The organism is Janthinobacterium sp. HH106 (genome assembly GCF_001758725.1).
GTDB lineage: Bacteria > Pseudomonadota > Gammaproteobacteria > Burkholderiales > Burkholderiaceae_D > Janthinobacterium.
In genome coordinates, this window is the sequence record NZ_LRIC01000013.1 from 1 (window position 1) to 10,097 (window position 10,097).

The 10,097-nt window shown below is 59.6% G+C and carries 11 protein-coding genes; 6 read left to right on the forward strand and 5 right to left on the reverse strand.

Annotated features, from left to right (window positions below; genetic code table 11):
- On the reverse strand, positions 1-198 hold a 198-nt coding region (locus JAB8_RS07025), incomplete at its 3' end, for a LysR family transcriptional regulator (protein ID WP_139142963.1).
- 100 nt (positions 199-298) lie between these two features.
- On the opposite strand from JAB8_RS07025, the gene JAB8_RS07030 reads away from it, so the two are divergent.
- From JAB8_RS07030 to JAB8_RS07060, 6 genes are all read left to right on the forward strand, one after another.
- A complete protein-coding gene (locus JAB8_RS07030; RefSeq protein WP_065306348.1) occupies positions 299-1,309 on the forward strand; it encodes a putative sulfate exporter family transporter in 1,011 nt (336 codons plus the stop codon).
- Positions 1,310-1,374: 65 nt separating this feature from the next.
- The gene (locus JAB8_RS07035; protein ID WP_254679467.1) at positions 1,375-2,130 is read left to right on the forward strand and encodes a substrate-binding domain-containing protein; all 756 of its coding nucleotides are present in this window, start codon (positions 1,375-1,377) and stop codon (positions 2,128-2,130) included.
- Positions 2,131-2,580: 450 nt separating this feature from the next.
- Complete coding sequence (locus JAB8_RS29435) at positions 2,581-2,910, forward strand: hypothetical protein (protein ID WP_065306351.1); 330 nt, start codon at positions 2,581-2,583, stop codon at positions 2,908-2,910.
- Between the two features lie 34 nt (positions 2,911-2,944).
- Complete coding sequence (locus JAB8_RS07050) at positions 2,945-3,523, forward strand: recombinase family protein (RefSeq protein ID WP_065306380.1); 579 nt, start codon at positions 2,945-2,947, stop codon at positions 3,521-3,523.
- A 32-nt stretch (positions 3,524-3,555) separates the two neighbouring features.
- On the forward strand, positions 3,556-6,522 hold the full coding sequence (locus tag JAB8_RS07055; protein WP_070289008.1) for a Tn3 family transposase: 2,967 nt from the start codon (positions 3,556-3,558) through the stop codon (positions 6,520-6,522).
- 69 nt (positions 6,523-6,591) lie between these two features.
- On the forward strand, positions 6,592-7,098 hold the full coding sequence (locus tag JAB8_RS07060; RefSeq protein ID WP_254679468.1) for a hypothetical protein: 507 nt from the start codon (positions 6,592-6,594) through the stop codon (positions 7,096-7,098).
- Here the strand turns inward: JAB8_RS07060 and JAB8_RS07065 are convergent.
- The 4 genes from JAB8_RS07065 to JAB8_RS07080 all read right to left on the reverse strand — a co-directional run bounded on the left by JAB8_RS07065 (position 7,089) and on the right by JAB8_RS07080 (position 10,090).
- Entirely contained in the window at positions 7,089-8,177 is a 1,089-nt protein-coding gene (locus JAB8_RS07065) for a DMT family transporter (protein WP_070289012.1), read from the reverse strand. The two genes, JAB8_RS07060 and JAB8_RS07065, sit on opposite strands and share 10 nt — an antisense overlap.
- Positions 8,178-8,284: 107 nt before the next feature.
- On the reverse strand, positions 8,285-8,647 hold the full coding sequence (locus JAB8_RS07070; protein ID WP_139142964.1) for a hypothetical protein: 363 nt from the start codon (positions 8,645-8,647) through the stop codon (positions 8,285-8,287).
- A 112-nt stretch (positions 8,648-8,759) separates the two neighbouring features.
- Positions 8,760-9,368 carry a hypothetical protein gene (locus JAB8_RS07075; protein ID WP_070289015.1) on the reverse strand — a complete coding sequence of 203 codons (609 nt, stop codon included), beginning with the start codon at positions 9,366-9,368 and terminating at the stop codon, positions 8,760-8,762.
- 11 nt (positions 9,369-9,379) lie between these two features.
- Positions 9,380-10,090 carry a HupE/UreJ family protein gene (locus tag JAB8_RS07080; RefSeq protein WP_070289017.1) on the reverse strand — a complete coding sequence of 237 codons (711 nt, stop codon included), beginning with the start codon at positions 10,088-10,090 and terminating at the stop codon, positions 9,380-9,382.
- Positions 10,091-10,097: the final 7 nt, after the last annotated feature.

Consider the following 10,097-nt stretch of genomic DNA (forward strand, 5'->3'; position numbering starts at 1 on the left):
AGATGTGTATAAGAGCCCGGCTTCGGAGAGTTCGATGCGCCGCCCGATGCGATGGAACAGTGCCGTGCCGTAGTGCTCTTCCAGGGCCTTGATCGAGGAGCTGACGGCCGACGGGGACAAAAATAGGGCGGCAGCCGCTTGGGTAAGGTGCTGCCGTTGTGCGACTTCAACAAAAATGCGTAGCTGGTCCAATGTCATCGTTCGATCCAATCTAATGATTTGTAATTAATTATACGATGGACCGAACGAAATCACCGTTCGATAATGCATGCTCTGAACATCTGAACGAGAGTCGACCATGACATCCCAGTATCAAAAATGCGCTCCATTTGTCCCCGGCCTGTTGCTGTGCGGCGCTGTCACGCTGGCCGCGTATGGAATGGAAGCTGCAGAAGCCCACCTGTTCGGACGCGCGTGGCTCGAAAGCCTGGTCCTGGCGATTTTGCTCGGAACTGGACTGCGCACCGTGCACCGTCTCGATCAGCGGTTCGAGCCAGGCATCCACATGGGCGCCAAGCTGCTGCTTGAGATTGCCGTGGTGCTGCTGGGCGCGTCCGTCAGCGCCGGCGCGCTGCTCGAAAACGGCATGGGACTGGTCGGCGGCATTGCCGGGGTAGTCGTACTGGCGATTCTGTTCAGTTATTTCCTGGGCCGCAGCGCCGGTCTGCCGAAAAAGATGGCGATCCTGATTGCTTGCGGCAATTCAATTTGCGGCAACTCGGCGATTGCGGCGGTGGCCCCGGTGATCGACGCAGATGGCAAGGACGTGGCCGCCTCCATCGCCTTTACGGCGGTGCTGGGTGTGGTGGTGGTGCTCGGGTTGCCGTTGCTGGTGGGGCTGTTGTCATTCACGCCGGTTCAATACGGCGTGTTTGCCGGGCTGACCGTGTATGCCGTGCCACAGGTACTGGCGGCAACGAGTTCGGTGTCCGCAGTCAGCGTACACATTGGCACCCTGGTCAAGCTGGTGCGCGTGTTGATGCTGGGCCCGGTCGTGCTGGTGTTGTCTCTGATGGGAAGCGGACGGGGAGGCGCCCGCCTGAACGTCGCGCACCTGGTGCCGTGGTTTATCGTCGGCTTCCTTGCATTGCTGGGCTTGCGCTCGCTGGGCTGGATTCCGCAGGCAGCGCTGGCGCCAGCGCACGATGCCGCCAATTTTTTCACCATTATGTCGATGGCCGCGCTCGGCCTCGGCGTCGATGCCCGCGCTGTCCTGCGTGCCGGCGGCAAGGTCGCCGGGGTTGTCATTTTTTCGCTGCTCGGCCTTGGTGTCATCAGTTTCACCCTGATCAAATTTCTGGGTGTTTAAGGGCGTAGCAGTACGCCATCCATTTTCCACAAACGAAAGATAACGCCATGACATCACATCACTATTTGACCGCGGCGCGCTGCAGCCTTGTTGCTGCAGTTGCGCTCACCGCTGGTATCGCGTGTGCCCAGCAGCCGTTGCTGGTGTACGGCCCGGGTGGACCGGCTCCTGCGATGAAAGAAGCAGCGGCGGCATTCGAGCATGCGAACGGCATCAAAGTCACCGTCACGGCCGGCCCCACGCCAAGCTGGATCGACCATGCAAAACAGGATGCGGACATCATTTACAGCGGTTCGGAAACGATGATGACGGACTTTACGGTAGCGATGGGCGGCAAGATACAGGAGGCAAGCATTACCCCGCTATATATGCGTCCCCTGGCGATCCTGGTGCGTCCCGGCAATCCCAAGCACCTCCGCGGCGTGGCCGACCTGATGCAGCCTGGCGTGCGTCTGCTTGTGGTCAACGGCGCCGGCCAGAACGGCGTCTGGGAAGACATGGCTGGCCGCAAAGGCAGCATGGAGTCGGTGCGCAAGGTACGCGCGAATATTGCCAGTTACGCACCCAACAGCGCGAGCGCGCGCGATACCTGGACCGCCCGCACCGACATCGACGCGTGGCTTATCTGGAATATCTGGCAGGTGTCGAACCCGCGCCTGGCCGACGTCGTGCCAATCGAACCTGATTATGCGATTTACCGCGATACCGGCGTGGCGTTGACTGAGCATGGCGCCGCCAACCCGCAAGCGAAGCAGTTCATCGCATTCCTGCAATCGACGCAAGGCAGCGCGATCTTTGCCAAGTGGGGCTGGCAGAAATAATGAGCGCCGGATTGTCGGCCTGCGGCGGGTTTCAGTACGTTCAGGTACCGCGTGCAGCGCGTCGCACTGCGGCGGTAACGATTCCTGGACAAAATGGGCAAAAACGCACCATCGCGCGGGGCGGTCGTGACCCAAGCGCTTGCCCTGGCAGCGCCCGGTGCACTTGGAATTCTTTCTGGAGCTGCAGCCGCAGGGACTGCCACCGCATGGCGGGTCGTCTTCCAGGGGAGCGACGCCAACCCCATGAAACGGAATCTGACGCTCAACAATACTTGCAATGCGCAGGATGACCTGGGCGCCGACAACGTGAGGATCGAGGTCGTTGCGTTTGGCCACGGCATCGCGATGCTGATGGCCCACAGCGCTGTCGCCGAACGGCTAGCTTGTCGAGATGCTTGGCCAAGGTCGCCGGCGATAGCGCGCCCCTGATTAGCGCGCCATGGCGCCAATATGGTCGATCAGAACATTTTGCAGGACCAGGCTTTTTTGGGAAAGACAGCATTTGAATGCCGGGGCAAAACCACCCTGATTAGCAAAGATGAAGACGACATCGCCACGCCCTGCCTGCGCTTTGGCCAAGACCGGCGTCTCTCGACGACCGGCGGGCACCAACTGGCCCACAGGTTCGCTACTACGGGCTTGCCGGACAGCGACAGTCCGCTTTTGGCCGAAAGCTGCCTGTCGGAAAACAGATGTTTTCCGACGGCTCGACAGGCGATATCTCGAGCTTACACCCCAAGGCATGAAAAGTGTACGGAATACTATGTCGTCATGGTGTAGCATACGACAATCATATTTCATGGGTTTTCCGTACATGCTTGTCGGGTACATGCGGGTTTCGTCCGAGTCTGACCGCCAAAACACCAACCTGCAGCGCGACGCGCTGCAGGCGGCGGGCGTCGATGTCCGGCATCTTTATGAAGACCGTGCGTCCGGTTCCAAGGATGATCGGCCAGGCTTGGCTCAGGCGCTTGAATTCTTGCGGCCTGGTGATGTGCTTGTCGTCTGGAAGCTAGATCGGCTCGGCCGCTCATTGCCGCACCTACTTTCCATCGTAAACACGCTCAAAGACAAGCAGGTCGCCTTTCGGTCACTCACCGAAGGAATGGACACGACGACAGCTTCCGGCGAACTGCTGTTCCATGTTTTCGGCGCGCTGGCCCAGTTCGAGCGGGCGTTGACCAAGGAACGCGTGACCGCCGGACTTGCCGCAGCGCGTCGGCGCGGTCGTGTCGGCGGCCGCCCACCGTCAATTACCGGCGAAAAATTGGAGTCCATTCTTGCCGCACTGCGCGACGGCATGTCCAAGGCGGCTGTCTGCCGAACCTTTGGGGTCAAGCGAACCACGCTGATTGAAACCATTTCGCGAATTGGCGGAGCGGGGCCAACATGAGGTGCCTATGCGTCGGCAGGATGACGTAACGTATGGCGCGTCGTTCGGTACTTTCCTCAACGGAACGGGAGAGCCTATTGGCCCTCCCGGAGGCCGAAGACGATCTCATTCAGCATTACAGCTTCACCGAGTCCGATTTGTCCATGATCCGGCAGCGCCGCGGCGACGCCAACCGAATCGGCTTCGCCGTCCAATTGTGCCTGCTGCGCTACCCTGGCTACGCGCTGGCTGGCGACATGCTGGTGCCGGATATGGTGATTCAATGGGTCGCCCGCCAGGTACGAAGCGATGCCGCCACTTGGCAGGAATACGGGGTGCGCGAAAAAACGCGGAATGAGCATTTGCATGAGTTGCGCGCCTATCTCGGATTGTCACCGTTCGGGTTGACGGATTTTCGGAAGCTGGCTCACAGTTTGGCTGACCTTGCCATGCAGACTGACAAAGGCATCGTGCTCGCAAGCCATGCCTTGCAAACGCTGAGGCAGAAACGGATTATCTTGCCGGCTCTATCGGTCATTGAGCGTGCTTGCGCGGAAGCTGTGACGCGGGCCAACAGGCGCATCTATCGGACGTTGATCGAGCCGCTGGAACGACATCACCGAAGCGGGCTGGATAACCTGCTCAATGTTGCGCCGGACATAAAAATCACTTGGCTCGTATGGTTGCGTCAGTCACCACGCAAACCGAATTCCCGCTACGTGCGGGAGCATATCGAGCGCCTCAAGATCTTCCAGTCGCTCGCCCTGCCGGAGGGACTGGGCCGGCATATTCACCAAAACCGTCTGCTGAAGATTGCGCGTGAAGGCGCGCAGATGCAACCGAGTGACCTTGCCAGATTTGAGGACGAGCGGCGCTATGCCACACTGGCAGCACTGGCCATCGAAGGCATGGCCACCGTGACGGACGAGTTGGTCGACCTGCACGACCGCATCATGGTCAAGATGTTCAGCGCCGCCAAGAACAAGCACCAGGAGCAGTTCCAAAAGCAAGGCAAGGCGATCAACGACAAGGTACGTCTGTATTCGAAAATTGGCCGTGCGCTGGTCAAAGCCAAAGAATCCGGCGACGACCCATATGCCGCGATCGAGTCCGTGCTGCCGTGGATTGAATTTGAACAAAGCGTCACCGAGGCCACCCAGCTCGCCCGGCCCGCCACCTTTGACCATCTAAAATTGATTGAAGAGCAGTACAGCACATTGCGTCGCTATACGCCCGAATTTCTCGACGTGCTCAAGCTCAAGGCGGCGCCCGCAGCACAAGCGGTGCTCGACGCCATTGATGTCGTGCGTAAGATGAACACGACCGGAGCGCGCAAGGTACCGGAAGATGCGACCATCACATTCGTCAAAGCCCGCTGGAAACCGCTAGTTATCACCAGCGATGGCATCGACCGACGCTTCTATGAGATATGCGCACTGTCCGAACTGAAGAACGCCCTGCGCTCCGGCGATATTTGGGTGCAGGGCTCGCGCCAGTTCCGGGATTTCGAGGAGTATTTGCTGTCACCGGAAAAATTCAGCGAACTCAGACAGGCCCGTACGCTGCCCATTGCAATCAACCCTGACCTCGACCAGTACTTGCTCGAACGCGTGATGCTGCTGAACCAGCAACTGGCCACGGTCAACCGGCTTGCGCTGGCCAATGAACTGCCGGACGCCATTATTACCGACACTGGCCTCAAAATCAGCCCGCAGGACGCGGTGGTGCCCGAGTCGGCCCAGGCACTGATCGACCTCACCAGCGCGATGCTGCCACGCATCAAGATTACGGAACTGCTGATGGACGTCGACGACTGGACCGGATTCACCCGCCACTTCGTCCATCTGAAAAACGGCGAGCAGGCCAAGGACAGGACACTGCTGCTGTCGGCGATTCTTGCCGACGCCATCAACCTCGGCCTGACCAAGATGGCGGAATCGAGCCCCGGCGTGACCTATTCCAAGCTGTCGTGGTTACAGGCCTGGCACATCCGTGACGAAACCTATTCGGCCGGCTTGGCCGACCTCGTCAACGCTCAATCCTCTCACGCGTTTGCCGCTAACTGGGGCGACGGCACCACGTCATCATCGGATGGCCAGCGCTTCCGCGCGGCCGGCCGGGCCGAAAGTACCGGACACATCAACCCGAAGTACGGCGCCGAACCGGGAAAGATGATCTACACGCATATCGCCGACAACTACGCTCCGTTCAGCACCAAGATGGTCAACGTCGGCGTCAGGGATTCGACCTATGTGCTCGACGGATTGCTGTATCACGAATCAGACCTGCGCATCGAGGAGCACTACACGGACACCGCCGGCTTCACGGACCACGTGTTCGCGCTGATGCATACGCTGGGCTTTCGCTTCGCGCCACGCATTCGCGACCTCGGCGACACGAAGCTGTACATTCCGGGCGCCATTGCGGACTATCCAGGGTTGAAGTCCATGATCGGCGGTACCCTGAACATCAAGCACTTGCGCGCGCACTGGGACGAAATCCTGCGCCTGGCGGCGTCAATCAAGCATGGCACCGTCACCGCATCGCTCATGCTGCGCAAGCTCGGCAGTTATCCGCGCCAGAACGGTCTGGCGATCGCGCTGCGTGAACTGGGCCGCATCGAGCGCACGCTGTTCATTCTGGACTGGCTCCAAAGCGTCGAGCTACGCCGGCGCGTCCACGCCGGATTGAACAAAGGGGAGGCGCGCAACGCGCTGGCCAGGGCAGTCTTCATCCACCGGCTGGGCGAAATTCGGGACCGGAGCTTTGAACAGCAGCGGTATCGTGCCAGCGGCCTGAATCTGGTGACGGCCGCCATTGTGCTATGGAACACCGTGTACCTGGAGCGGGCCACGCAGGCCTTGCGCGAGTCAGGCAAGCTGGCCAAGGACGACATGCTGCAATACCTTTCGCCCTTGGGCTGGGAACACATCAATCTGACCGGAAATTACGTCTGGCGTCAGAGTCGGAAGAGCGACGATGGACAATTTCGGCCGTTGGGGTTCCGCAATAACGAGTGAAGTGGCTTAGCGCCCGATTTTTTCCGAATCCTGTGTTCTCCCCTGGAAGGAAAAGAGTATGGGCCGATTTTGAAGAGCCCCGATGTTGCGCTGCACCGGACTGAATGGCGCTCCCTGTTCAAAAGACTGATCATTTGCCCGCCGAAGGATCGCACCATTGCCGATAACTTCCACACACAATGGCATGTATCTCATCACTACATTCGGCAGCTTATAGATGACGATGCTTTGCTAATGGATATGTTATGGGTTTGGCTCCCGCGCTACAACGGTCCTTCAGTGGAACTATATCGAGGTGAGAACATTGATCGGCTTGAAAATGGTATGGTCGGAACCGCATGGACCGGCAGGGAGGAGACGGCCAGCACGTTCGCTGGCGGCTTGAACGCCGTCGGCAAAGGCGGCGTGATCCTTCAGACGATAGCCCCAGCCTCGTCAATCATCGCTGGTCCTTCCAAGCATTCCATCTATTTGGGAGAGTACGAATTCACCCTCGACACCCGTAAGCTTGGCGAGATTGTGCGAATCCGCGATTTCAGCCCATGCAACCTTCTCCTTGACCAGAGTCAGGAATGATCGTGCCGATGATGAATGTCGGGGTAATGGAGATGCGCATGGCGCAGCGGCAGATGCTGATGGGCGTGCACATGCGGTTCCTTGCCGTCCCAGCCGTCATCGTGCGTATGCTGGTGATGGGCGTCGTGGCTGTGCGTATGCGTATGGTACAGCGGCTCATGCTCGTGATCGTGCACATGCTTTTCCGTCAAATGCAGCCATATGCCGGCAGCCATCAGCGCTGCGGCTAGCCAGAACAGCAGTCCGGGTATATCGCCCAGCATGAACAGCGAGATCACCGCGCCAACGAACGGCGCCGCCGAAAAATAGGCGCCCGTGCGGGCCGTTCCCAGATGGCGCAAGGCCAGCACGAACATCACCAGGCTCAAGCCGTAACCACAAAAACCCACCAGTCCGGCGCCCAAGGAGATGCTTACGCTGGGCAAGGTGTAACCCAGGGCCAGCGCGATGGCCAGGTTGACGGAACCGGCCACCAAGCCCTTCAAGGCGGCAATTTGCAAGGCATCGCTGGCCGACACCTTGCGCGTCAGGTTGTTGTCGATGCCCCAGCACAGGCAGGCGCCGACAATGGCGATCGCGCCCCAAGGCACGCCAAGCTTTGGCACCTGCTCCCACGACAGCAGGATGCCGGCGGCGACGATCAGCAGCATGCCGATGAAAATGCGCCGATCAAAATTTTCCTTGAAGACAAACCAGGCCAGCATGGCCGTGAGTACGCCTTCGATATTGAGCAGTAACGATGCCGAGGACGCGGGCGTCAGCGTCAGGCCGAACATCAGCAGCACCGGTCCGGCAATGCCGCCGAAGGCAATCGCCCCCGCGAGCCATGGCAGATCCGTAGCCGTGAGCGTGGCGGGTTTGTCGTTACTGTTGAGGGTGAGCACCGCGCGCATCACGAAGCAGGCCAGCAAGCCCAGTCCGCTGCCCAAGTACAGCATACCGGCCAGAGTGACGGGAGCAACCTGCCCAACCAGCATTTTGGCAAAAGGCGTACTGGCGCCAAAAAGGGCCGCCGCCAGCAAGGCGTATGCGACACCCTGATGCGTACCTGGCCAAGATGAAGACGATGAGGAAGTCATACCATGCTTTCGTAGAGTGTTTTTGCTTTGGCTGCCAGTATGCACGATCTCGCGCACGCTGGCAGCGCAGCCCTCGCACGTGGCCCGTTGAAGGGCCGCATGGTGGCTTACTTGGCGACCAGCTCGGCCTTGACCGTGTTCTTGTCCGCAAAGGTGATACTGGCTTGGGCACGGGTGCCGGCCACCAGCGGCGTCGCCGTCATGGCGACCATCGTATTGTCCGCGCCAGGCTGCAAGACAACGTCGGTTTTGGTACTGCCCGAGATGATCGTCAACACACCCGTTGCGCCGGCAGTTGCGTAGTTCTTGCCCGCGCTTTTGGCATATACCGTGGCGCCCGTCTTGCCGCCCTTCAGTTCCAGCTTGATCTTGGCCTGCGCCTCATCATGATCGTGGTCGGTATGGGCCCACCCGCCAGGTGCGCTGGAAACGAGCAACAAGGTGGCCAACGTCAACATAACTTTTTTCATGCAATTCTCCATGGATGCGGCGATTTTTTGGTCGGCCTCGCCGCGATAAGCCGTCTTACATGTACGCTGCACCGTGTCATCAGCGCCGCGCAGAGAAAATCAAGCGGATTACTTACTTTTTGTAAATATCGGCGTAAAAACCGCTGGAGCGCAGGACCAGCGTCACCGGCTCGGCCGATTTATTTTTCCAGTACCAGCCGTGCACGCCCGTAAAGGGCGCGATCAGCGAGCCGCTGGAGCTGCTCACACCTTTGTCGGCGATAAAGCTCTCGAACTCGTCTTCGCGCGCGTTGACTGGCTCGCCATGGAAATCATGATTGACCACGGCGCCACCTTTCGTTTCCCAGGAATAAATCAGCGTTGCGCCCTTGGCCAGTTGGGTTTTGACCTCCAGGCCCTTGCCGGGCGCCAGCGTAATTTCCTGCTCGTCCGAACGGTACGGCACCGTTTGCTTGGCAGCAATGGTGAGCGCGCGTTCCTCGCCCGGCGCCGCTACCTGCGAGCCCTGCGGTGCGGGTGCGCTTTCGGCAGCGCTCGCCGCCGGGCGATGCAAGGTGGTCAAGCCCAGCGTCTTGCCGATTCCTGTGGGATCGATGCCGTATTCGGCAGGCAGGATCGCAACGGTCAAAATGAGGCCGGCAACCAAGGCCGCCAGGCCGGTACCGCGCAGCAGTTCTTTTTTTGCGACCGAAATGCCGCCGTTCATTGGGAGGGATGTCATGGGTGGTGCTCCTATTTGCTGAGAAAGCCGGTGAATTGGAAGCCGGCCAGAATGAATCCGGCCGTCATCAGGACGAAATTGCCGGTGGCTGCATGCCGTACAAAGCTGGCCGTGCTGCGCCAGTAGCGCATGGCGATCAGGATCATGCTCAGAGCGAGCAGCTGACCGATCTCCACGCCGACATTGAAGGCAATCATGTTCGGCACCAGGCCATCGGCGGACAGGGCAAAGTCCTGCAGCTTGGTGGCCAGTCCCAGACCATGGAAGAAACCGAAGATCAGCACGGCCGCCCGCTTGTTCGGTTGTATGCCAAAGACCGTCTGGAAGCCGCCCAGGTTGTCGAATGCGCGGTACACGATGGACAGGCCGATAATGGCGTCGACAAAATAGGCATTGATATGCCAGCCGTTGATCACGCCCAGCAGCAGGGTCGTGCTGTGGCCAATGGCAAACAGCGTCACATACAGGCCGATATCCTTCATGCGGTACAGGAAGAAGATCACGCCGCACAAAAACAGCAAATGGTCGTAGCCGGTGACCATGTGCTTGGCGCCCAGATAGATGTACGGCAGGATCTGCATACCGCTGCTGGCCTGCAGAAAACCTTTGTCGGACTCGGATACGCCATGGGCGGCCGCGACGCCAGCACATAGCCACAGCAAGGCGCTGGCCAGCCAGCTCCACCAGGCGCCAAGGCCCGGCTTGTTCGTCATCAATTTCATGTGTTGC

What these genes read in the sequence shown, in the direction of transcription:
- JAB8_RS07030 (WP_065306348.1), top strand. Translation starts at nt 299, where the DNA reads ATGACATCCCAGTATCAAAAATGCGCTCCATTTGTCCCCGGCCTGTTG.
- JAB8_RS29435 (WP_065306351.1), top strand. Translation starts at nt 2,581, where the DNA reads ATGGTCGATCAGAACATTTTGCAGGACCAGGCTTTTTTGGGAAAGACA.
- JAB8_RS07050 (WP_065306380.1), top strand. Translation starts at nt 2,945, where the DNA reads ATGCTTGTCGGGTACATGCGGGTTTCGTCCGAGTCTGACCGCCAAAAC.
- JAB8_RS07055 (WP_070289008.1), top strand. Translation starts at nt 3,556, where the DNA reads ATGGCGCGTCGTTCGGTACTTTCCTCAACGGAACGGGAGAGCCTATTG.
- JAB8_RS07065 (WP_070289012.1), bottom strand. Translation starts at nt 8,177, where the DNA reads ATGACTTCCTCATCGTCTTCATCTTGGCCAGGTACGCATCAGGGTGTC.
- JAB8_RS07070 (WP_139142964.1), bottom strand. Translation starts at nt 8,647, where the DNA reads ATGAAAAAAGTTATGTTGACGTTGGCCACCTTGTTGCTCGTTTCCAGC.
- JAB8_RS07075 (WP_070289015.1), bottom strand. Translation starts at nt 9,368, where the DNA reads ATGACATCCCTCCCAATGAACGGCGGCATTTCGGTCGCAAAAAAAGAA.
- JAB8_RS07080 (WP_070289017.1), bottom strand. Translation starts at nt 10,090, where the DNA reads ATGAAATTGATGACGAACAAGCCGGGCCTTGGCGCCTGGTGGAGCTGG.